Annotated in this window: 17 protein-coding genes; 13 read left to right on the top strand and 4 right to left on the bottom strand. The window is 69.5% G+C overall.

Features of this window, described 5'->3' with window-relative positions; all coding sequences use genetic code 11:
• Positions 1-190 precede the first annotated feature (190 nt).
• A complete protein-coding gene (gene carB, locus GGD88_RS09105) occupies positions 191-3436 on the top strand; it encodes a carbamoyl-phosphate synthase large subunit (protein WP_184434457.1) in 3246 nt (1081 codons plus the stop codon).
• Positions 3437-3566: 130 nt separating this feature from the next.
• On the top strand, positions 3567-4040 hold the full coding sequence (gene greA, locus GGD88_RS09100; RefSeq protein ID WP_184434454.1) for a transcription elongation factor GreA: 474 nt from the start codon (positions 3567-3569) through the stop codon (positions 4038-4040).
• 175 nt (positions 4041-4215) lie between these two features.
• Here greA and GGD88_RS09095 read toward each other — a convergent pair whose 3' ends face one another.
• Positions 4216-5103: a LysR family transcriptional regulator gene (locus GGD88_RS09095; RefSeq protein ID WP_246423664.1), complete on the bottom strand. Its 888-nt coding sequence runs from the start codon at positions 5101-5103 to the stop codon at positions 4216-4218.
• A gap of 208 nt (positions 5104-5311) precedes the next feature.
• Between GGD88_RS09095 and GGD88_RS09090 the strand changes: the two genes are divergently transcribed.
• The 5 genes from GGD88_RS09090 (at position 5312) to GGD88_RS09070 (ending at position 11153) form a co-directional block, all read left to right on the top strand.
• Entirely contained in the window at positions 5312-5947 is a 636-nt protein-coding gene (locus GGD88_RS09090; RefSeq protein ID WP_184434448.1) for an FMN-dependent NADH-azoreductase, read from the top strand.
• 367 nt (positions 5948-6314) lie between these two features.
• Positions 6315-6599, top strand: coding sequence for a DUF4212 domain-containing protein (locus GGD88_RS09085; RefSeq protein WP_343056324.1), 285 nt, complete (start codon positions 6315-6317; stop codon positions 6597-6599).
• Between the two features lie 21 nt (positions 6600-6620).
• Positions 6621-8393, top strand: coding sequence for a sodium:solute symporter family protein (locus GGD88_RS09080; RefSeq protein ID WP_184434443.1), 1773 nt, complete (start codon positions 6621-6623; stop codon positions 8391-8393).
• Positions 8394-8558: 165 nt separating this feature from the next.
• Entirely contained in the window at positions 8559-10427 is a 1869-nt protein-coding gene (locus GGD88_RS09075; protein ID WP_184434442.1) for a putative nucleotidyltransferase substrate binding domain-containing protein, read from the top strand.
• 36 nt (positions 10428-10463) lie between these two features.
• A complete protein-coding gene (locus GGD88_RS09070; RefSeq protein ID WP_221237072.1) occupies positions 10464-11153 on the top strand; it encodes an exonuclease domain-containing protein in 690 nt (229 codons plus the stop codon).
• Positions 11154-11181: 28 nt separating this feature from the next.
• Here GGD88_RS09070 and GGD88_RS09065 read toward each other — a convergent pair whose 3' ends face one another.
• The gene (locus GGD88_RS09065; RefSeq protein WP_184434441.1) at positions 11182-12951 is read right to left on the bottom strand and encodes a dynamin family protein; all 1770 of its coding nucleotides are present in this window, start codon (positions 12949-12951) and stop codon (positions 11182-11184) included.
• A gap of 342 nt (positions 12952-13293) precedes the next feature.
• Between GGD88_RS09065 and GGD88_RS09060 the strand changes: the two genes are divergently transcribed.
• The 5 genes from GGD88_RS09060 (at position 13294) to GGD88_RS09040 (ending at position 17527) form a co-directional block, all read left to right on the top strand.
• On the top strand, positions 13294-14706 hold the full coding sequence (locus GGD88_RS09060) for a diguanylate cyclase (protein WP_221237071.1): 1413 nt from the start codon (positions 13294-13296) through the stop codon (positions 14704-14706).
• A 268-nt stretch (positions 14707-14974) separates the two neighbouring features.
• Positions 14975-15358 (top strand): fluoride efflux transporter CrcB, encoded by a 384-nt coding sequence (gene crcB, locus GGD88_RS09055; protein WP_184434439.1) that lies wholly within the window; start codon positions 14975-14977, stop codon positions 15356-15358.
• A 14-nt stretch (positions 15359-15372) separates the two neighbouring features.
• Positions 15373-16365, top strand: a complete 993-nt coding sequence (locus GGD88_RS09050; protein WP_343056322.1) for an RluA family pseudouridine synthase — start codon at positions 15373-15375, stop codon at positions 16363-16365.
• Positions 16362-16793 (top strand): DUF2059 domain-containing protein, encoded by a 432-nt coding sequence (locus GGD88_RS09045; RefSeq protein WP_184434434.1) that lies wholly within the window; start codon positions 16362-16364, stop codon positions 16791-16793. The genes GGD88_RS09050 and GGD88_RS09045 overlap by 4 nt, the downstream gene beginning before the upstream one ends.
• Positions 16790-17527: an HAD-IA family hydrolase gene (locus GGD88_RS09040; RefSeq protein ID WP_184434431.1), complete on the top strand. Its 738-nt coding sequence runs from the start codon at positions 16790-16792 to the stop codon at positions 17525-17527. The genes GGD88_RS09045 and GGD88_RS09040 overlap by 4 nt, the downstream gene beginning before the upstream one ends.
• A 30-nt stretch (positions 17528-17557) precedes the next feature.
• Here the strand turns inward: GGD88_RS09040 and GGD88_RS09035 are convergent, their stop codons facing one another.
• Together GGD88_RS09035 and queG are read right to left on the bottom strand one after the other, a co-directional pair.
• Positions 17558-19705 carry a PAS domain S-box protein gene (locus GGD88_RS09035; protein WP_184434428.1) on the bottom strand — a complete coding sequence of 716 codons (2148 nt, stop codon included), beginning with the start codon at positions 19703-19705 and terminating at the stop codon, positions 17558-17560.
• Between the two features lie 169 nt (positions 19706-19874).
• A complete protein-coding gene (gene queG / locus GGD88_RS09030; protein ID WP_184434511.1) occupies positions 19875-20984 on the bottom strand; it encodes a tRNA epoxyqueuosine(34) reductase QueG in 1110 nt (369 codons plus the stop codon).
• Between the two features lie 248 nt (positions 20985-21232).
• Between queG and GGD88_RS09025 the strand changes: the two genes are divergently transcribed.
• Positions 21233-22249 (top strand): complex I NDUFA9 subunit family protein, encoded by a 1017-nt coding sequence (locus tag GGD88_RS09025; protein ID WP_184434425.1) that lies wholly within the window; start codon positions 21233-21235, stop codon positions 22247-22249.
• Positions 22250-22254 lie beyond the last annotated feature (5 nt).

The following is a 22254-nucleotide window of genomic DNA, read 5'->3' as shown; positions in this document are numbered from 1 at the left end:
TCCGCTTGGGGGAGTGGGGAGAGGATGACAAGGCGAGGCCCAGGCCCCCTTGGTCCGGTCTTATCCGGGCCGCGCCGGGCCATCAAGGGGAATGTCCAAACCCGGACACGTGTGGTAAGACGCGCTCGCCTCGGTTCCCGACCCCGCGCCGACACGGGTCGTGGCCGTCCCCCGCGATCAGAAGAGCACCATGCCCAAACGCACCGACATCCGCTCCATCCTGGTGATCGGCGCCGGTCCTATCGTGATCGGACAGGCCGTCGAGTTCGACTACTCCGGCGCCCAGGCCTGCAAGGCCCTGCGCTCCGAAGGCTACCGGGTCATTCTGGTGAACTCCAACCCGGCCACCATCATGACCGACCCGGACGCGGCCGATGCCACCTACATCGAGCCCATCACCGCCGATATCGTCGCGCGCATCATCGCCAAGGAACGCCCCGACGCGCTGCTGCCCACGATGGGCGGCCAGACCGGCCTCAACACCGCCATCGAACTGGCGGACCAGGGGGTTCTGGAGCGCTACGGCGTGGAGATGATCGGCGCGCGGCGCGACGTGATCGCCAAGGCCGAGGACCGCCTCCAGTTCCGCGAGGCCATGGACGCCATCGGCCTGGAGAGCCCGCGCAGCCAGCTCGTCCACGACATGCACGAGGCCGCGCGCGCCGCCGAAGAGATCGGCCTGCCGGTCATCGTCCGGCCGTCGTTCACCCTGGGCGGCCACGGCGGCGGCATCGCCTACAACCGCGAGGAATACGACCGCATCGTCGCCGCCGGCCTGGCGGCGTCGCCGGTGCATTCCGTTCTGGTCGAGGAGTCGGTTCTCGGCTGGAAGGAATTCGAGATGGAGGTCGTGCGCGACCGCGCCGACAACTGCATCATCGTCTGCTCGATCGAGAACGTGGACCCGATGGGCGTCCACACCGGGGATTCCATCACCGTCGCCCCTGCCCTGACGCTGACGGACAAGGAATACCAGATCATGCGCGACGCCTCGATCGCGTGCCTGCGTGAGATCGGGGTGGAGACCGGGGGCTCCAACGTCCAGTTCGCCGTCAACCCGAGCACCGGCCGCCTCGTGGTGATCGAGATGAACCCGCGCGTCTCGCGCTCGTCGGCGCTGGCCTCCAAGGCGACGGGCTTCCCGATCGCCAAGGTGGCGGCCAAGCTGGCCGTGGGCTACACGCTGGATGAACTGTCCAACGACATCACCGGGGTGACGCCGGCGTCGTTCGAACCCACCATCGACTATGTCGTCACCAAGCTGCCGCGCTTCACCTTCGAGAAGTTCCCCGACACCGACCCGATCCTGTCGTCGTCGATGAAGTCGGTGGGCGAGGCCATGGCCATCGGCCGGACCTTCGCCGAGAGCCTGCAGAAGGGCCTGCGCTCGCTGGAAACCGGGCTGACCGGCCTGGACGAGATCGCCATTCCCGGCGCCGAGGGACCAGAGAGCAAGGATGCCATCCGCGCCGCCCTGACCGTGGCACGGCCGGAACGCATCCTGACCATCGCCCAGGCCTTCCGCCACGGCCTCACCCTGGAGGAGATCCAGGCCGCGTGCAGCTATGATCCCTGGTTCCTGGAGCGCATCAAGGAGATCGTGGACGCGGAAGAGCGGCTGCGCCGCGACGGGCTGCCAACCAGTGCCTCCGCCATGCTGGCGGTCAAGAAGATGGGCTTTTCCGACGAGCGCCTCGTCACCCTGACCGGCAAGACGCCGACCGAGGTCGCGTTCCGTCGCCAGGTCCTGAACGTGCATCCGGTCTACAAGCGCATCGACACCTGCGCCGCCGAGTTCCCGTCGCGCACGCCTTATATGTACGCCTGCTACGAGGGCAACGGGCTCGAGGCAGCCGAGTGCGAGGCCGACCCCACCGACAAGACCAAGGTGGTCATCCTGGGCGGCGGACCGAACCGCATCGGTCAGGGCATCGAGTTCGACTACTGCTGTGTCCACGCCGCCTACGCGCTGTCGGAGGCCGGCTACGAGACCATCATGATCAACTGCAACCCGGAGACCGTCTCCACCGACTACGACACCTCGGACCGGCTGTACTTCGAGCCGCTGACCGCCGAAGACGTGATCGAGGCGGTGCGCCGCGAGCAGCAGCGCGGTTCGGTCCTGGGCGTGATCGTCCAGTTCGGCGGCCAGACCCCGCTCAAGCTGGCGCGGGCGCTGGAGGCGGCCGGCATCCCCATCCTGGGCACGACACCCGACTCGATCGACCTGGCCGAGGACCGCAAGCGGTTCCAGACCATGCTGACGGACCTGGGCCTGAAACAGCCGAACAACGGCACCGCGACCTCGCTGGAGGAGGCCCGCGCGATCGCCGCCCGCATCGGCTACCCGGTGGTGATCCGGCCGTCCTATGTGCTGGGCGGACGCGCCATGCAGATCGTCTACTCGGAGGACGGTCTGGAAGGCTATATGAAGAGCGCGGTGCTGGTCAGCGGCACCAGCCCGGTGCTTATCGACGCCTACCTTGAAGGCGCCATCGAGGTGGATGTGGACGCGGTCTGTGACGGCGAGAGCGTCTACATCGCCGGCATCATGCAGCACATCGAGGAGGCGGGTGTGCACTCGGGCGATTCCGCCTGCGCGCTGCCGCCGTTCTCCATCGACGACGGCCTGATGGAGGCCATGAAGGACCAGACCCGGGCGCTGGCCAAGCGGCTCGGTGTCGTCGGCCTCATGAACATCCAGTTCGCGCTCAAGGACGACACGGTCTATCTGCTGGAGGTCAACCCGCGCGCCAGCCGCACGGTCCCGTTCGTCGCCAAGGCCACCGGCGTGCCGGTCGCCAAGGTCGCCGCCCGCGTCATGGCCGGCGAGCCGCTGGCCTCCTTCGGCCTGAGCGAGCGCCCCCTGGCGCATGTCGCGGTCAAGGAGGCGGTATTCCCGTTCGCGCGCTTCCCCGGCGTCGACATCGTGCTGGGGCCGGAGATGAAGTCCACCGGCGAGGTCATGGGCCTGGACACCACGCTGGACCGGGCCTTCGCCAAGGCGCAGATCGGCGCCGGCTCGGCGCTGCCGATGGACGGCACGGTGTTCGTCTCGGTGCGCGACGACGACAAGGTGGCGTTCGAGGAAGAGGCGCGCACCCTCGCCGACCTGGGCTTCCGCATCCTGGCGACGCGCGGCACGGCGGACCACCTGGAGCGCCTGGGCATTCCGGTCGAGGTCATCAACAAGGTGCGCGAGGGCCGGCCGCATTGCGTCGACGCCATGATCTCGGGCCAGATCCGGATGGTCATCAACACCACCGCCGGCGCGCAGTCCCTGAAGGACAGCTTCGACATCCGGCGCACCGCCCTGATGCGCACGATTCCGCACTATACGACGCTTCAGGGGGCCCGGGCGGCGGTCAAGGCCATTGCCGCGCTGAAACGGGAAACGCTTGATGTGAAGCCTCTGCAATCCTATTTTGTGCGTTGATCATCCCCGTAGGCCATCCTCCGGGCGGTCGGCTTTGCGGCCGGACCGCCGGGGGATGCTTTGTGTTGCATGGCCCCGTTCACCACATTTTTCCGGGTGCAGCGGGGCGCCAAGCCGAGGGTTCCCGACCATGGAGAAAGTCCCGATGACCGCCGAAGGGCTCAAGAGCCTGGAGGAGGAGTTGAAGACTCTGAAGAGCAACGACCGGCCTGCGGTGATCCGTGCCATTTCGGAGGCGCGCGAACACGGGGATCTCTCGGAGAATGCCGAGTACCACGCCGCGCGCGAGCGTCAGAGCTTCATCGAGGGGCGCATCAAGGAGCTGGAGGACATCATCAGCCGCGCCGACGTCATCGACGTCTCCAAGCTCTCGGGCGACACCGTGCGCTTCGGCGCCACCGTGACCCTGGCCGACGAGGACACCGACGAGGAGATGACCTATCAGATCGTCGGCGTGCACGAGGCCGACCTGAAGGCCGGACGGGTGTCCATCAGCTCGCCGATCGCCCGCGCGCTGATCGGCAAGGGCGTGGGCGATACCGTCGAGGTCAAGGCCCCCGGCGGCAGCAAGTTCTACGAAGTGATCTCCATCGCGTTCACCTGACGACCGAACGCCCTCGGATCGGTCCCGGCCCACCCGTCCCCTCGCGGCCGCCGGGCCGATCCCGCCCGCCGGCCCTTGCGGCGGGCGCCCACGGCCGGTTGCGACTCCTCTCTTGAGCGTGGGGTCACGCGATCCGTCCGACCCACGTCGTGGGTCCGATTGATCGCGATCCGCGCTACGGCAGACCCTCGTCCCAGTACGGCGGGTCCCCGAAGCGCCGGGCGATGAAGTCGATGAACGCCCGCACCCGGTGCGACAGGTGCCGCGTCGGCGGATACAACACCACGGCATCGAGCGGCGGAAACGCGACCTGCGGGAGCACCGGCTCCAGCCGGCCGGCAGCGATGCGCTCGTAGCACAGGAAGGTGGGGAGCAGCGTGATGCCGTGCCCCGCCTCGGCCATGTCGGCCAGAATGTCACCGTTGTTGGCCCGGATGCGCACCGGCGGCACCGACCCGCCGTCAGCGCGCACGAACCCCCAGGTCTCCGACTCCGGCACGTTGGCATAACTCAGGGCGACGTGGTGCGCCAAATCCGCCGGCCGAGTCGGATGCCCGTGCGTCGCCCACCAGCGCGGGCTGGCCACCACCACCCGGCGCACGGCCGTCAGCCGGCGCGCGATCAGGCTCGAATCACCGAGCCGACCGATGCGGATCGCCAGGTCGAAGCCCTCTTCGACCAGGTTTACGGCCCGATCGTTCAGGTCCAGGTCCACGGACACGGCCGGATGGGTCTCCACGAACGCCGCCAGGGCCGGGCTGAGATGCCGCACACCGAACGACAGCGGCGCCGCGATCCGCAGGGTGCCGCGAAGGTCGGCGTGGGCCGCGGACACGGCCTGCTCGGCTTCCTCCACGTCCGCCAGAATGCGCACGCACCGTTCGTAGAAGGCCCGCCCGGTCTCGGTCGGCGTCAGGCGGCGCGTGGTGCGGGTGACGAGCTGCACCCCGAGCCGGGTCTCCAGATCGGCCAGGCGCCGGCTCACCGCCGATTTCGCTACATTGAGGCGGGCCGCCGCGCCGGTGATGCCGCCGGCCTCGACGATGCGAACAAAGGTGAGCATGTCCCCGAATCGGCTCATGGGAATCGGCTCATGGGAATCGGCTCATGGGAATCGGCTCATGGGAATCGGCTCATCGTTACCGGTTTTATGTTGCGTTATGGAGAACAGAGAGTTTTCTTCTACCCTGTTTTTCCGCCGGAAGGCAACAGATAGGGTTCTCCTCATCGGTGGCGCCCGGCCGCCCGACCCACCCGCGAGGAGACCCGTCATGACCCTCCCCACAGCCCCGCTGTCCGTCTTGCGCATCGACGCCAGCGCCCGCCGCGACGGTTCTGTCAGCCGCGATCTGACCGACCGCGTGATCGCCGCCCTGGCCGAAACCGGTCCGGTCTCGGTCACCGTTCGGGATCTGGCCGAGACCCCCGCGCCGTTCGTCGATGACGCCTGGATCGCCGCCAATTTCACCGATCCGTCGGCGCGCACCGCCGAGGCCCGCGCCGTCCTGGCCCTCTCGGATGCGCTCGTTGCCGAGCTGCGCGCCGCCGACGTGATCGTCATCGGTCTGCCGGTCTACAACTTCGGGCCGCCGGCCGCCCTGAAGGCGTGGATCGACATGGTGGCGCGCGCCCGCGAGACCTTCCGCTACACCGCCGACGGCCCCGAAGGGCTGCTGACCGGCACGCGCGCCATCCTCGCCATGGCCAGCGGCGGCACCGCGGCCGGCTCGGCGATCGACTTCGCCACCCCCTACCTGCGCCACATCCTCGGTTTCCTGGGCATCACCGACGTCACGGTGGTGGCCGCCGACCGTCACCTGACCGCGGAGGACGACCGCATTGCGGCCGCGCGCGCGGCGGTCTCCGAGACCGTGGCGCCGATCCGGGACGCCGCCCGCGCCGCCTGAGCGGTCCCGCCGTTGCTGCCCCGGCGAGACTCGGCCGTCACCGGCCGCGCGCCGGTTCATCCGGTGCCCCCCTTGAGACGGCCGCGCGCGGACACTGCTCCGGCGCGGCCGCATCACGTTCCCGGTGTTCGCGTCTAAACTCCCGGAATCACGCGTTTTCCGCTTGCCTCCCCGGGGGGACGCTGGTTCAGTGACGGGCTCGGGACGCGGTAGCGGGTCACCGCCCCCGACACAGCGCGTCGGCAGCGGTGATCGCCGACCGGTATCCGGGCGATCTGCTAGGCGGTAGCCGCGCCCCTGCAAGAACAGTACAGAAAGCTGGCACGCACAGGCCGAATCAGTATTCATGCCGGTGCGGCCCGGTCTCATGTGGGAGGTAGGAACAATGTCCGACAATTCGGAAAATGGCGGGGCGGCCTATTGGAAGGCCAACGTAACCTTGATCGCGGTCAGCCTGGTGATCTGGTTCGTTGTCTCCTACGGCTTCGGCATCCTTCTGGTCGAGCCCCTCAACGCCATCGAGTTCGGCGGCTTCAAGCTCGGATTCTGGTTCGCCCAGCAGGGCGCCATCTACGTCTTCCTTATCCTGATCGCGGTTTATGCCATCCGCATGAACGCGCTGGATCGAAAGCACGGTGTCGACGAGCAGTAGGCCTCAGGGGGGACAGGGAACATGGATCTGCAAACGCTGACCTACATCGTCGTGGGTCTCAGCTTCGTGCTGTACATCGGCATCGCCATTTGGTCGAAGGCCAGCAGCACGGGCGAATTCTACGTCGCCGGCAAGGGGGTGCCGCCGCTGGCCAACGGCATGGCCACCGCGGCGGATTGGATGTCCGCGGCGTCGTTCATCTCGATGGCCGGCCTGATCGCCTTTCTGGGCTACGGCGGCTCGGTCTACCTCATGGGCTGGACCGGTGGCTACGTGCTGCTGGCCATGCTGCTGGCCCCGTACCTGCGCAAGTACGGCAAGTTCACGGTGCCGGAATTCATTGGTGACCGCTATTACTCGCGGACGGCGCGCCTGGTGGCGGTCGTGTGCCTGATCTTCATCTCGTTCACCTACGTCGCCGGCCAGATGCGCGGTGTCGGCATCGTCTTCTCCCGCTTCCTTGAGGTGGAGCTGCTGACCGGCCTGATCATCGGCATGGGCATCGTGTTCATCTACGCCGTTCTGGGTGGCATGAAGGGCATCACCTACACCCAGGTGGCGCAGTACTGCGTGCTCATTCTGGCCTACACCGTGCCGGCGGTGTTCATCGCCATGCAGCTCACCGGCAGCCCGATCCCGCAGGTCGCGTTCGGCAGCACCGTGGGCGGCAGCGATACCTTCCTGCTCGATAAGCTGGACCAGATCGTCCAGGATCTCGGGTTCACCCAGTACACGGCGGCCTACCCCGAGGGCGGCAAGAGCATGATCGACATGTTCTGCATCACGCTCGCGCTCATGGTCGGCACCGCCGGCCTCCCGCACGTGATCGTGCGCTTTTTCACCGTGCCGCGCGTGCGCGACGCCCGCGCCTCCGCCGGCTGGGCGCTGCTGTTCATCGCCCTGCTGTACACCGTCGCCCCGGCGGTCGGCTCCATGGCCCGCTACAACCTGACCACCACCGTTCAGACCGGCGAGATCGGCAGCCCGGACGGCAACCTGCTGTACGCGGAGCGGCCGGACTGGATGGAGCGCTGGGAAGCCACCGGCCTGCTGTCGTTCGAAGACAAGAACGGCGACGGCCGCATCCAGTACTACAACGACAACAACCCGGCGTTCCAGGAGCAGGCCAGCGAGTGGGGCTGGCAGGGCAACGAACTGAGCGTCGACCGCGACATCATGGTTCTCGCCAACCCGGAAATCGCCGGCCTGCCCAACTGGGTCATCGCCCTGGTGGCCGCCGGCGGTATCGCGGCCGCGCTGTCAACCGCGGCCGGACTGCTGCTGGTGATCTCCTCCGGCATCTCGCACGACCTGCTCAAGGGCGCGGTGACACCGGGGATTTCGGAGAAGAGCGAACTCATGGCCGGACGCATCGCGGTGGCGGTCGCCATCCTGATCGCCGGCTATCTGGGGTACAACCCACCCGGGTTCGTGGCGCAGGTGGTGGCCTTCGCCTTCGGGCTCGCGGCCTCGTCGCTGTTCCCGGTCATCCTGATGGGCATCTTCTCCAAGAAGATCAACCGTGAGGGTGCCATCGCCGGCATGCTGACCGGCCTGGCGTTCACCATGGGCTACATCATCCTCTACAAGGGGGTGTTCATCGAACCGGTGATCGACAACGTGCCGGAGAACTGGCTGTTCGGCATCTCCCCCGAGGGCATCGGCGCCGTCGGCATGGTCCTGAACTTCATCGTCGCCACTCTGATCTCGAAGATCACGGCGGCCCCGCCGGATCACATCCAGCACATGGTCGAAGACATCCGCACCCCGCGCGTCACCACGGCCGCGGAATAGGTCCCGTCCCGCGCCGGTCCGCGCCCGAGGCCCGGACCGGACGGCTCCTGCACGGCGCGAGCCCCGGGGTTTCGGGGCTCGCGCTTTTCTTTGGCGGGAGGAGCAGGCATTCTGACACCGAGGGCGCGCGCGGGCGCGCGGACGCCCGGCCAGACGAGGCCCCCGATGGATGTGGAACTGATCGAGATCGGCGATTTCCTCGCCGCCTACCACCCCTTCGACATGCTGCCGCCGGAGGCGCTGGAGACCGCGGTCGCGAGCCTGCAATCGCGGTACGCACGCGCCGGGAAGACCATCATCACCGTCGGCGACACGGTGGAGCACCTCTACATCGTGCGCACCGGCGCGCTGGAGACCCGCGATCCGGCAGGTGAGGTGCTGGCCCGCGCCGGCGAGGGCGAGGCCGCCGGGGCCGCCGCCCTGCTGCGCGGGGGCGAGGCTGTCAACACCGTCACGGCCATCGAAGACAGCCTGATCTACGCCCTGCCGGCCGAGACCTTCCACACCCTGCGCCAGCGCTACAAGCAGTTCGCCTACTACTTCCAGCCGCTGGGCGGAGCGCGGCTGCGCACCGGCCGCGCCGTCAGCAACCAGGGCCACGGACACGGCCAGCTCAACCTGATGAGCATCCGCCTTGGCGACATGCTGCGCCGCCCGCCCGTGACCATCGAGCCGGACGCCACCATCCACGCCGCCGGCGCCTGCATGTCGCGGGAAGGGGTGTCGTGCCTGCTGGTGGTGGAGGGCGACCGGGCGGTGGGCATCCTCACCGATCGCGACCTGCGCAACCGCGTGGTGGCCAAGGCGCTGCCCTACGACACCCCGGTGTCCCAGGTCATGACCCCCGATCCGCTGCATCTGGAGGCCGACGACTACCTGTTCGACGCGATGCTGATCATGTCCCGGCACAACATCCGCCACCTGCCCGTGCTGCGCGACGGTGCCCTGGCCGGGGTCATCACCAACACCAACCTGGTGCAGACCCAGAACACATCGGCGGTCTATCTGGTCGGCGACATCTACAAGCGCGACACCGCCGAGGGCATGCGCGATGCCCTGACGATGGTGCCGGAGCTGATCCTGCAACTGGTCGAGACCGGCGCGTCGGCGCACAACATCGGGCACGTCATCTCCACCCTGTCGGACGCCGCCACCGTGCGCCTGATGGCGCTGGCGGAGCAGCGCCTGGGGCCGCCGCCGGTGCCCTACGTCTGGCTGGCCGCCGGCAGCCAGGGCCGGCACGAGCAGACCGCGCGCTCGGACCAGGACAACTGCCTGCTGCTGAGCGACGCCTACGATCCGGAGAAGCACGGCGAGTACTTCAAGACCTTCACCCGCATGGTCTGTGACGGCCTCAACATCTGCGGCTACGTCTACTGCCCGGGCGAGGTCATGGCGATGACCGACCAGTGGCGCCAGCCGCTGAAGGTCTGGAAGACCTATTTCTCGCGCTGGATCGACCAGCCGCAGCCGAAGGCGCTCATGCATGCCTCGGTGTTCTTCGACATGCGGCCGATCTTCGGCAATCATGCCCTGTTCCACGAGCTGCGGGCCTACGTGCTCAAGAAGACACAGTCCAACGGCATCTTCCTCGCCTATCTGGCGTCCAACGCCCTCAGCCGTCAGCCGCCGCTGGGCTTCTTCCGCAACCTGGTGCTCATCAAGGGCGGCGAGCACGACAACACCCTCGACCTCAAGCACCGCGGCATCGTGCCCATCGTCGATCTGGCGCGGGTCTATGCCCTCGACGCCGGCGCGGACGCGGTGAATACCCTCGACCGGCTGGAGACCGCACGCGACAAGGGCAGCGTCTCCAAGGACGGAGCCGCCGATCTGCGCGACGCCTGGGACTTCATCAGCACCATGCGCCTGCGTCACCAGGCCTTGCGCATCCGAGAGAACAAGAAGGCCGACAACTATGTGAGCGTGGACAACCTGTCGAACTTCGAGCGCGACCAGCTCAAGGACGCCTTCTCGGTGGTCAAGACCATGCAGGGTGCCTTGGCGACCGCCTACCAGACCGGCCGGATGTAGGACACAGCCGGCCCCGACACGGAGCGCATCGCGGCCATGCTCAGGCACCTGCTCGGCTTCGACATGACCCGCCGCATGTTCTGGCTGATGGCGAAACCGGGTCCCCTGCGGGACTACTACCGCATGGACTATGCCACGCTGGATACCGCCTGGTGCGAGGTGGACTATCTGGCGATCGACCTGGAGACCACGGGCCTCGACCCCACCAAGCACGAAATCCTGAGCTTTGGGTTCGTGCCCATCCGAGACGGCGCGGTCCGCCTCGGCGAGGCCCGTCACCTGCTGGTGCGGCCCACGCGGCCGATCCCGGAGGAGACCGCGGTCATCCACGGACTGCTGGACGGTCATCTGGAATCGGCGCCGCCGCTGGACGCGGTGTTGCCCGAGGTCCTGGAGGCCCTGTCGGGCCGGGTGCCGGTGGCGCACTACGCGCCGGTGGAGCGCCGGTTCCTGACGGCGGCCTGTCAAAGCCTGTACGGACTGCCGCTGACCGTGCCCTACGTGGACACGCTGCGCCTTGAAAGCCGGATGATGGAGCGCGCGCAACGCTCCGTGGTCCCGGGCACGCTGCGGCTCAACGCGGCGCGGGAACGCTACGGGCTGCCGCGCTACAAGGCCCACAACGCCATGATGGACGCCATTGCCGCGGCCGAGCTGTTCCTGGCGCAGGTGGATCACATGGGCACCAAGAAGCCGCCGCGCCTGGACGAGCTGGCGACGGGGTAAGGCCGCCGCCCCACCCCGCTTGCCGGCCCTATGCGCCGCCGCCGCGGCCGGTGTCCGCCGCCGGCACCGCCAGCGGATCGGCCGGCGGCGGCGCGAACGCCGAGGTGCCAGTCAACGGCGGTTGCGGCACCCCTGCCGGCGCCGGCGCGACCTTGCGGCCCGACGGATCGGTGTACTGGTCGTTGAGGCGCTGAACCTCCGCCATCGCGGTCTCACGGATCGCCTGCAAGCGCCGCAGCGCGCGGTGGGTCCACCCCACCGGGCGGCCGCGATAGACCCGGGTCCAGAAGCCGGTGTTGCGTCGGAAGGCCTCGCGCACCCGCAGGTTGGCCGATCCCATCACCTCCGGGACCTGCGGGGCGAGCCGGCGGGCGAAGATCGCACGGGCCGCCAGGTGGCCGATCTGGAACAGCAACCACAGCCCGAGCAGCACCGCCACGCCCCGGACCGCCACCGCCGCGGTGCCCTGGCCGATGCCGCCGAGCGCCGCCCCCAGCCATGCCACGGCGGCGGTCGCCCCGGTCTGCACCGTCTCCCAGGCCCGGGTCAGCGGATCGGCGACCGTCGCCACCGCGTCGGCCGACGCACCCGGCGGCGCCGCCGCCTCGGCAACGGCGGCGCCGTTGGTCCCGGCGGTCCCGGCCGGGGCCGCGCCCGCGGCCTCCGTGATCCCGGGCTCGGTCCCGGTCAGCCAGGTGGTGCCCGCATCCAGCACGCCGGGATCCAGCACGGTCGCCAGCCCGCCCAGCGCGGCGGCGAGCACCACTCCCCAGCCGATGTCCGCCAGCATGACGCGCTTGCGCCAGCGCGCCAGGTGCTTGCGCAATTCGGGGATCAGCTCGGTCTCCAGCTCGTTGATGGCCGTCTCCAGCATCGCCACCACCCGGTAGGACCGGCCGACCCCGATCTCGTCGATGCGCCCTTCGATCTCGCGCAGATCATGGTCGCGCTTGGCCTCGTAGCGCGCCCGCTGTTCGGGGTTGTCGATCTCGACCGCCGCAGACGAGTTGTAGATCGCGTAGAACCGCCCGCTCACCAGTCCCGCCTGGGCGATGGCCCGCTGCCAGGCGCCCACCACCTCGGTGGCGTTGTCCTCCTTGGCGGTGGTGTCGATCTGGTTGAGCACATAGAGGAACTTGGTCGGGTCGGCGCGGCGCACGGTCTTGGAGACCAAATGCTGCAACGTGTCCTGCATGGCGCCCGGCTCCGGATGGCGGGCATCGAAGAAGATCAGCACCAGATCGGACAGGTCGATGATATGGTCGGTGATGCGCAGGGTGGAGCGGCGCTGGTCGTCCGAGTCAAAGCCCGGGCTGTCGATGACGATCATCCCCTTGGTGCGCGGGCTGGCAACGGTCTTGAGTTGCAGATAGGCGTCGATGCGCTTGCCCTCGCCGGGCGCCACCTTCTCGATCTCGTCGCTGATGCGGAAGAAGGGGAAGCGCGGATCGGCGTTCAGCGCGGTGCCCGGCAACACCCGATACTCGGAGGACTCGCCGTAACAGATGACGGTGAACTTGTCGTCCACGGCCTGGTTGCCGGTGGATTGCAGGGCGACGCCGAGATGGCTGTTGATGAAGGTGGACTTGCCGGCGGAAAAGGTGCCCAGCACGCTGATCATCGGCCACCACGGAATGCGCGCCGCCAGGGATTCGCTACGGTCCAGAAGGCCGGTGCGGTACAGCACCCGGTCGACACGGCGGAACAGAGGCATCAACTCCACCAGGCCCGGGTGTTCCGTCTTCAGGTGGGCCTCCAGGGTCCGGAGACGGTTGCGCAGGGAGGTGCGTGTCGTCATGGGGCCATCCAGCCGCTGTTCGTGAAGGGGGCGCCGGCCGGATAGGACGAAGGCGGCGCGGCGCGCAGTGTAGGCACCGCACGGGGCCCTGTCCAATCCCCTCGGCGCGCGCGGGCCGATGGTCGCGCGGGGTCCCATCGAGGTCTGCCCCGGTGCTTGCGTCCGTCCGCCGCCCGGCGCATTCTAGGCCGGCGAGGCAATCCTGCTGGTTGCGGCATGTGGGTTCGGCGACCGCACGATTGGTCGGGGGCAAAAAAACGAGGGGCAATCATGGGAGCGGTGCCGCGCGTCGGCTACGGCGCACGTCCCACGGTCCGCCACCGCAGCACGCAGGGGTCCGGGATGCGCGCCACCGGAACGGCAGGGGCGCCGGAGCCGGAGACGACGAAACCGGATCAGGCGTTGCCGCCGTGGACCATTCTGGTCGTCGACGACGACCCGGACGTACACACGATCACCCGCATGGTGTTGCGCGACCTGCGGTTCGCGGAGCGCGGGATCACCCTGCTGCACGCCGGCTCGGCCGCCGAGGCCGAGACCATCCTGCGGCAGCACGGCGATGTGGCCGTCATCCTGCTCGACGTCGTGATGGAGACCGAGGACGCCGGCCTGCGGCTGGTGCGGACCATCCGCGAGACGCTGGTCATCGAGGACACACGGATCGTCCTGCGCACCGGGCAGCCCGGCACCGTGCCGGAACGCGACGTGATCCTGCGCTACGACATCAACGACTACCGCTCGCGCGCGGAGTTGACCGACACCCGGCTGATCAGCGTGGTCATCGCCGGGCTGCGCGCCTTCGACCGCATCCGCACCATCGCGCACCAGCGCGACGCCCTGGCCCGCCTCAACCAGACCCTGGAACAGCGCGTCGCGGACCGCACCCGGGCGCTGCGCGACAGCGAGACCCGGCTGCGCTCGATCCTCGATACGTCGGTGGTGCCCATGGTCATCAGCCGGGTGTCCAACGGCCGGGTGATGTACGCCAACGAGAGGGCGCGGCTGCTGCTGGGCCTGACGCCGTCGCGCGCCGACCGCAGCATCTGGGCGCGGCCGGAGGATCGCCGCCACCTGATGGCGCGCGTGGCCGCCGAGGAGAAGGTCGAGGACTTCGAAGCCCAGGTGATCGCCTTCGACGGCCACCGTTTCTGGGCGCTGGTCGCGGCCATCGCCATGTCGCTCGACGGCGAACCCGGCGTCCTGATGTCGTTCAACGACATTTCCGGCCGCAAGGCGATGGAGGACGAACTCAAGCGCCTCGCCACCACCGACCCCCTGACGGGGATCGGCAACCGCCGCCAGCTCATGGACCAGGGCGACCGGGAGATGCGCCGCGCGAGCCGCTACGGCAGCCCGCTTTCGGTGCTGATGCTCGATATCGACAATTTCAAGCGCATCAACGACACCTATGGCCATGCCGTCGGCGACAATGCCCTGAAGGCCATGGTCCAATGCTGCCTGGGCCAACTCCGGGAGATCGACATGCTGTGCCGCCTGGGCGGCGAGGAGTTCGTCGCCCTGCTGCCGGAGACTCCTCCGGAGGCCGCCGCCGTCGCGGCCGAGCGCCTGCGCAGCGCCGTCGGCGGCATGACGATGGCGGTCCCGGAGACGGGACCGCTGGCCTTCACCATCAGCATCGGCGTGGCCGCTCCGCATCCGGACGACGAGACCCTGACCGACGTGCTGACGCGCGCCGACGAGGCGCTGTACCGCGCCAAGCGCGCCGGCCGCAACCGCGTGGCCGCGGCGACCTAGCGCGTGAGTCTGCGCTAGAGATAGGAACCGCACCTTATGGTTGAGATACACCGACATCGCGCGGCGCGGCCGGTTTGTCGCAAGCCGCTGTAGAGCGGAACGTCCGAATACGGACTCGCATGGTGATTTCGAAGTCGGGCGTTCCGCTCTGAAACCAACAGATCGCGCGGATCGCACCCCTGCTGTGCAAGGCGAGTCCCTTGTTGTCAGGCCCGGCCGATGCTATGCCCCGGGCATCTGCCGTCTTGCCGCCGCCGGAGCATTCCGCGTGTCGCCTTCGCTGCTGTTCGTCGTCGCCGCGGGAGGTGCCGTCGGCGCCGTCGCGCGCTATCTTGTCACCTCGGCGGTGCCGCGGTGGCTGGGGCACGGCTTCCCGTGGGGCACCCTGGTCGTCAACATTGCCGGATCGCTGCTGATGGGCCTGCTGATCGAGGTCCTGGCCCGGCGCTGGTCGGCCCCGGTCGAGGCCCGCGTGTTTCTGGTGACCGGCGGCCTGGGCGCCTTCACCACGTTCTCGACCTTTTCGCTCGACGTGGTGACGCTGTGGGAGCGCGGGGCGTTCGGGAGCGCGGCGCTGTATGCTGGCGGATCCGTGGTGGCCGGCGTCACGGCGCTGCTGGCGGGCCTATGGCTGGGCCGCGCGCTCTTCTAGGGAAAGGGGACGCCGTGGGCGGCGTACAGAGCATTCAGGTTTCGGCCGAGGAGGCCGATCAGCGCCTCGACCGCTGGTTCCGGCGCCGCTTTCCGGCGCTGACCCACGGCCGTCTGGAGAAACTGCTGCGCACCGGACAGGTGCGGGTCGACGGCGCCCGCGCCCGCGCCAGCACACGCCTGACCGCCGGTCAGACGGTGCGGGTGCCCCCGTTGCCGACGGCCCCGCCGGACGACGCCGCGCCGCGCCCGAAGCCGGCGGCCGCGATCCGCACTGGCGACCTTGACGACCTGCGCGCCGCCATCCTGCACCAGGACGAGTGGCTGATCGCGCTCAACAAGCCGGCCGGGCTCGCGACCCAGGGCGGCAGCGGCCTGACCCGGCACCTGGACGCCATGCTGGACGGTCTCAAGCGCCACCCCGACGACGAGCGGCCGCGCCTGGTGCATCGGCTCGACAAGGACACCTCCGGGGTCCTGCTGCTGGCCCGCACGGCGCGCGCGGCCAAGGCCCTGGCCGAGGCATTCCGCCGCCGTGAGACGCGCAAGGTCTACTGGGCGCTGGTGGTCGGCCTGCCGAAGCCGCGCGCCGGCACCATCCGCGCCGCCCTGCGCAAGGAGGGCGGTCCCAAGGGCGAGCGCGTGGTCTGGGACGACGCCACGGGCAAGCCGGCGATCACCGACTACCAGGTGGTGGACGACGCCGCCGGAACGGTCTCCTGGCTGGCGATGGAGCCGCGCACCGGCCGCACCCATCAGCTCCGCGCCCACGCCATGGTTCTGGGCACCCCGATCCTGGGCGACGGCAAGTACGGTGGTCAGGGCGCCTTCATCGGCGGGGCCGAGGTCGCGCGGCGCATGCACCTGCACGCCCGCCACCTGGCGATGCCGCATCCCGCCGGCGGGACGCTTGTTGTGGAGGCCCCCCTGCCCCCCCATATGACAGAGGCGTTTCGCTACTTCGGCTTCCGCCAGCAGGATGCACCCGCGCTGGAGGACCGCCGATGATCCGCGCCGCCCTGGTCGGCCTCGCTCTGTCGACGGCCCTCGCCGGTCCCGCCCTGGCCTTGGAGGACACCGCCGCCAACCGGCGTGCCCAGGCGGAACGCTACGAACGGACGGTTCCGACAACGGCGGTCCTGGAAACCAGCGTGATCCGTGTCGCGCGCATGCTGCCCAAGGCCCACCGGCAGCCGTTCATCGACTTCGCCATGCTGCACATCGACCGCGCGGAGATACGCGCGGCGGTGCTGTCGGCGCTGACCGAGACCTTCACGGCGGACGAGTTGCGGGCCATGGCGGACTTCTTCGGGTCGCCCGTGGGCCAGTCGGTCGCCGACAAGATGGGCACCTACACCGAGCGCGTCATGCCGCTGATGATGATGACGGTGCGCCGCGCCGCCACGACCTATGCGAGGGAAAACGTCACCGAATGAACCATGCCCCCCACAGCACCGCCCATGGCCCGCCCGGCCCCGAACCCGACCGCCTGCGGCTGGTCGTGTTCGACGTGGACGGGACCCTGGTGGACAGCCAGCACAATATCATCGCGGCCATGGCGATGGCCTGCGAGGGTGCCGGCGTGCCGGTCCCGCCACACACCGCGACGCGGGCCGTCATCGGGCTGTCGCTGGCGGAGGCCGTGGCGACCGTCACCCCGTCCGCCAACGACGGGCAACGCCGTCATGTGGCGGCGCTCTACAAGCAGGCTTTTGTCGCCCTGCGCAGCCGCCCCGACCACGACGAACCCCTGTTCCCGGGCGTGCACAGGGCGCTGGAGGCCCTGGAGACTCTTGGCTGCGTGCTTGGGCTGGCGACCGGCAAATCGCGGCGCGGTGTCGACGCGGTGGTCGAACGCCACGGTCTCGAGGGCCGGTTCGTCACGGTGCAGACCGCCGACGACGCCCCCGGCAAGCCGCATCCCGCCATGCTGCTACGCGCCATGGCGGCCGTCGGCGCCGACCCGGACCGCACCGTGATGGTCGGCGACACCCGCTTCGACATGGAGATGGCGCGCGCCGCCGGCACCGACGCCGTCGGCGTCGGTTGGGGCTACCACCCGGTCGAGGAGTTGACGGCGGCCGGTGCCCGCCTGGTGTTGCCGCGCTTCGAGGCACTGGCGGCCAACCTGCCGTGGAGCGCCGGCGCCCGCGCGGCCACCCCGGCCTGACCGGATCAACCCCAACCCTTTGAACCGGCTCTATCCCGCCGCCCGCCGATGCTCGTCCGCGACGTCGGGCACACCCGCGCGCAGATGGCGCACGATGTCGCGCAGCGAGGCCGGTTTGCGCAGCAAGGCATCGGCACGCTGACGCAGCCGGTCGAGTTCCTTGGTCGAGCGCGCCGCCTGGCCGGTGATGATGATGATGAACACCGCCTGCTCGCCGGCGCGCAGGCGGTCGATCAGCCAGTGGCCGTCGCGCTCCGGCATGCGCAGGTCGGTGATGACGGCCCGCGCCGGGTCGGTGACATGCACCTCCAGCGCCTCCTGGCCGTTCAAGGCCACCGTGACCCGGTAGCCGATCGCCTCCAGGAAGCCCGCGATCTCGCGCGCCGCCTCCTCCTCGTCGTCCACAACCAGGACGTGGGGCCGCTCCCCGCTGGTCGCGGTGCGGGCGGCGATCGCCTCCTGGCCGGCGGTCCGTCCGGTCTGCTCGACCGGACTGGTCCGCCGGTGCTGGCGCACCCGGGGCAGCAGCACGTTGAACGCAAGCCCCTCGTCCGTGTTCTCGGCGGTGATGGTGCCGCCCATCTCGTTGATGAACCCCAGGCTGATGGACAGCCCGAGCCCCGTTCCCTGATCGCCCGACTTGGTGGTGAAGAAGGGGTCGAACATGCGCCGGCGCACCTCTTCCGACACGCGCGGCCCATTGTTGCTGAGCATGATGCGCAAGTGGTCGCCGTCGTCGTCGAGGCCGGCGGCGATGCGCACGCGCGGCTCCTCGCCGACGCGGATCCGGGCCCCCTCGGTGGACAGCAGCGCGTCCCGAGCATTGCGCAGGATATTGACCAGGACCTGTTCGAGCTGGTGCTGGCGCCCCAGCGCCTCGGTGTCGCCGAGCTGGTCGTCCACCTCCAGCGCGATGTTGTCGTCCCGGAACTGCTTGTCGATCAGGGTGCGGGCGGCGTGGATGGCCCGCGAGACCCGGAACGGCTGGATGGCCCCGGTGTCGCGCCGGCTCAGGCCCTGCATGTAGGAAATGACCTCGAACAGCCGCACCACCTGCTCCTCGATGGCGGCGAAGCCGCGCTCGGCGCGCTCGGCGTCGTAGCCCTGCCGCTTCAGGCGTTCCAGCGCCCCCTCGGCCTTCAGACGGATGATGTTGAGCGGCTGACTGATCTCGTGGGCCAGGCTGGCCGACATCTCGCCCAGCAGGGTCAGCTTGGCGGCATGCTGGAAGCGTGCCTCCAGGTCGCGCCGTTCGGTCATGTCCTCGATGATGACCAGGCCCTCGACACTCTGGCCGTCGTTGGAGGGCATGACGGCGAAGGTGACCCGGGTCAGCAGGCGGCGGTCGCCACGGCCGCGCAGTTCGCGTTCGAACACGTCCACCCAGCCGGGGCGGGGCTGGCCGTCCGCCAGCCGGCGCGCCTCGGTCGGCGTGATGTCGGGCGCCAACAGGTCGGTATAGGTCATGCCCCGCAGTTCGAGCGCCGACAGCCCCAGCATGCGCTGGGCGGCCTCGTTGGTCTCCATCAGGCGGCCGTCCTTGGACAGCGTCATCATGCCGAACGGCGCCAGGGTGAAGATGTTGCGGAACTTCAGCTCGCTATCGGCGAGGGCGCGTTCCGCCTGCTTGCGCTGGGAGATGTCGATAAAGGTGGTCAGGCAGGACAGGGCGTCGTCGCCCTCGGCGTCGGGGGTCGGCCGGCTCTGCACCAGGCAGTCCAGCTCGCGGCCCTCGCGGCCCAGGACGCGGATCTCATCGCTGGCCGCCTCGCCGGCAAACACCTTGTCCAGGTGCCGCGACAGGGCCGCATGCGACGCCGGATGGATGAACAGATGCAGCGGCTTGTGCTCGACGTCCCGGGACCAGCACTCGAACATCTCGCCGGCCTTGCGGTTGGCGCTCTCGATGGCGCGACGCTCGGAGATCAGGCAGTAGCCGACCGGCGCGCCGTCGAACAGCGCCGCGTAGCGCCGAACCAGCGACTCGTTGAACTGCCGCGCGGCGCGCAGTTCCTCGTTCTGGGCCCGCAACTCCTCCTGATGGGTGGCGAGGTCCTCCAGCGCCGTCTCCAAAGCGTGCCGCTGGTCCCGATACTGGCAGAGGTCTTGCTCCTGACGCGCGAGACGCGCCTCAAGATCCTCTATGATTGCCTGACACTCGGCCTGCGACTTTTCCACACCGTTCATCCTCTTCGCGCGCCCATCCCGCACACCTGCCGTGCCGAGACCTGTCAGGATAGGACAATCCGGCCGGCCGGCAAACGAACCGGAAGAAGGAGGCGTCCGCTCCGTATCGCCGCCCGTCCTTCCAACGGGGGAGGCCCCGGCCGCCGGGCGGGACGACGGGTCACGGCGGCGCGCGCCACTCCGCCAGAACCGTCGGGTCGTCCTCCAGTGCCGCCCGCCGCGTCCACGCCCGCTCCACCATCGCCGGGTCCGGCGCCAGCCGCCGCAGCGCCCACACCGCGGCACCGCGCACCAGCGGCGAGACGTCGTCCAGGCGCGCCTCCACCTCAGGCAGCAGCGCGTCCGGGCGACCGCTGTTGCCGATCGCGATCAGCACGTTGCGGACGAAGCGGTCCCGCCCCGTCCGCTTGATCGGCGAGCCGCTGAACAGGCTGCGAAAGCCGGCATCGTCCAGGCGGGCCAGGTCGGCCAGCCGCGGCGCCGTCAGTTCCAGACGCGGCCTCAGCGCCGCGTGCGGGGTCGGCGTGGCGAAACGGTTCCACGGGCAGACCGCCAGGCAGTCGTCGCAGCCGTATACCCGGTTGCCCATCAGCGGCCGCAGGGCCCGCGGGATCGGCCCCTTGTGCTCGATGGTGAGGTAGCTCACGCACAGCCGGGCGTCGATGCGGTAGGGCTCCTCCGGCCGGATCGCCCCGGTCGGGCAGGCCGTCAGGCAGCGCCGGCACGAGCCGCACAGATCCGCATGCGGCGGGTCCGGCTCCAGATCCAGGGTCGTGAACACCTCGGCCAGGAACAGCCACGAGCCGTGGCGGCGCGACACCAGATTGGTGTGTTTCCCCGACCAGCCCAGACCGGCGCGCGCGGCCAGCGGCTTCTCCATCACCGGCGCGGTATCGACGAACACCTTGACGGCAGCCCCGTGGCTGTCGTGAATCCATCGGGCGAGCGCCTTGGCCCGCTTCTTGAGGACGTCGTGATAGTCTCGATTGCGGGCGTACACGGTCACCGCGCCGCGATCGGGATGATCCAGAAGGGCCAGCGGATCGGCCCCACCCGGGCCGTAGTTGAGGCCGAGGGTCAGGATCGACACGGCCTCCGGCCACAGAACCCGCGGATCGCGCCGTCGCTCCCGGGTTTCGGCCATCCAGGCCATGGAGCCGTGGCGGCCCTGGTCGAGGTAGAGGTCCAGGTCGCGCCGCACCGACTCCGGCAGCCAGGCGCGCGTGATCGCCGCCGCGTCCAGGCCGCAGGCTTGGGCGCGGGCGAGAATGGCGGCACGGTCGGCGGCCGGCGCGGGCGCGGTCCGGTCCGGCCCCGGAGAGCCGCCGCCGAAGGGTCGGGCGGGCGGGTCGGTCACGGTCCACACCCTGGCACGACACGCCGTCGCGGTAAACGGGACGCGAACAGTGGCGCGGCGGGCGGCGTCGATCCGGCGGACGCACACCCGCGTATCGAGGGGCACGACATCGGACGGCGCCACCCGGGCGGCGCCGCCGCAACACGCAAGGGAGGCCGCATATGGCACTGCGTTTGGTGACGATCTTCGGCGGCAGCGGGTTCATCGGCCGCCAGATCGTACAGGATTTGGCGAGTATGGGCGTGCGCGTCCGGGTCGCCGTACGCGATCCGCAGAAGGCCGCGTTCCTCAAGCCCCTGGGCGACCTCGGGCAGATCGCCCCGATGAAGGTCAATGTGGCCGACGAACAGGCGGTGGCACGCGCCGTCGAGGGCGCCGACGCGGTCGTCAACCTGATCGGTATCCTGTACGAGAGCGGCCGGCGCACCTTCCAGGCCCTGCACGTGGACGCCCCGGAACGCATCGCGCGCCTGTCCAAGGCCGCGGGCGTGCAGCGTTTCGTGCACATGTCGGCGCTGGGGGCCGACCCGCAGGCCGACGCCGCCTATGCCCGCGCCAAGGCCGAAGGCGAGGCCGCCGTGCGCCGCCACATCCCCGAGGCCAGCATCCTGCGTCCGTCGGTGGTGTTCGGCTCGCACGATTCCTTCTTCAACATGTTCGGCGCCATGACCCGGCTGGTGCCCGCCCTGCCCTACTACGTCAAGGACGCCTTCCGCCTGGTCCGTGACGAGACGACGGGCCGGCCGGCCATCGACCTGGGCGGCTCCGGCGGGCCGCGCTTCCAGCCGGTCTACGTCGGCGACGTCTCCGAGGCGACCATCAAGTGCCTGACGTCAGACGCCTTCGCGGGTCAGACCTTCGAGCTGGGCGGGCCGCGCGCCTACACCATGCGCGAGATCATGGAGCTGGTGGTGGAGCAGACCGAGCGCCGCACCTGGGTCGTGCCGGTGCCGTTCTGGGTCGCCCGCATCCAGGCCAAGGTGATGGGGCTGCTGCCGAAGCCGCTCATCACCCCGGACCAGGTCAAGCTGCTGGAGCGCGACAACGTGGTGACCGGCACCCTGCCCGGCTTCGAGGCGCTGGGGATCGAGCCCACCGCGGCGGAGGCCATCCTGCCCACCTACATGAACCGCTTCCGGCCGCATCACCGCAACGTCATCCTGCGGGCGCCGCAGTAGGCAAG

This window comes from Roseospira goensis (assembly GCF_014197795.1).
Lineage (GTDB): Bacteria > Pseudomonadota > Alphaproteobacteria > Rhodospirillales > Rhodospirillaceae > Rhodospira > Rhodospira goensis.
The sequence above is the reverse complement of the archived record's forward strand: the minus strand, read 5'-3'. Positions and strand labels throughout refer to the sequence as shown.

What these genes read in the sequence shown, in the direction of transcription:
- GGD88_RS09045 (WP_184434434.1), top strand. Translation starts at nt 16,362, where the DNA reads ATGATCCGCGCCGCCCTGGTCGGCCTCGCTCTGTCGACGGCCCTCGCC.
- GGD88_RS09090 (WP_184434448.1), top strand. Translation starts at nt 5,312, where the DNA reads ATGACCCTCCCCACAGCCCCGCTGTCCGTCTTGCGCATCGACGCCAGC.
- GGD88_RS09070 (WP_221237072.1), top strand. Translation starts at nt 10,464, where the DNA reads ATGCTCAGGCACCTGCTCGGCTTCGACATGACCCGCCGCATGTTCTGG.
- GGD88_RS09075 (WP_184434442.1), top strand. Translation starts at nt 8,559, where the DNA reads ATGGATGTGGAACTGATCGAGATCGGCGATTTCCTCGCCGCCTACCAC.
- carB (WP_184434457.1), top strand. Translation starts at nt 191, where the DNA reads ATGCCCAAACGCACCGACATCCGCTCCATCCTGGTGATCGGCGCCGGT.
- GGD88_RS09080 (WP_184434443.1), top strand. Translation starts at nt 6,621, where the DNA reads ATGGATCTGCAAACGCTGACCTACATCGTCGTGGGTCTCAGCTTCGTG.
- GGD88_RS09085 (WP_343056324.1), top strand. Translation starts at nt 6,315, where the DNA reads ATGTGGGAGGTAGGAACAATGTCCGACAATTCGGAAAATGGCGGGGCG.
- GGD88_RS09095 (WP_246423664.1), bottom strand. Translation starts at nt 5,103, where the DNA reads ATGCTCACCTTTGTTCGCATCGTCGAGGCCGGCGGCATCACCGGCGCG.
- greA (WP_184434454.1), top strand. Translation starts at nt 3,567, where the DNA reads ATGGAGAAAGTCCCGATGACCGCCGAAGGGCTCAAGAGCCTGGAGGAG.
- GGD88_RS09025 (WP_184434425.1), top strand. Translation starts at nt 21,233, where the DNA reads ATGGCACTGCGTTTGGTGACGATCTTCGGCGGCAGCGGGTTCATCGGC.
- GGD88_RS09065 (WP_184434441.1), bottom strand. Translation starts at nt 12,951, where the DNA reads ATGACGACACGCACCTCCCTGCGCAACCGTCTCCGGACCCTGGAGGCC.
- GGD88_RS09040 (WP_184434431.1), top strand. Translation starts at nt 16,790, where the DNA reads ATGAACCATGCCCCCCACAGCACCGCCCATGGCCCGCCCGGCCCCGAA.
- GGD88_RS09060 (WP_221237071.1), top strand. Translation starts at nt 13,294, where the DNA reads ATGCGCGCCACCGGAACGGCAGGGGCGCCGGAGCCGGAGACGACGAAA.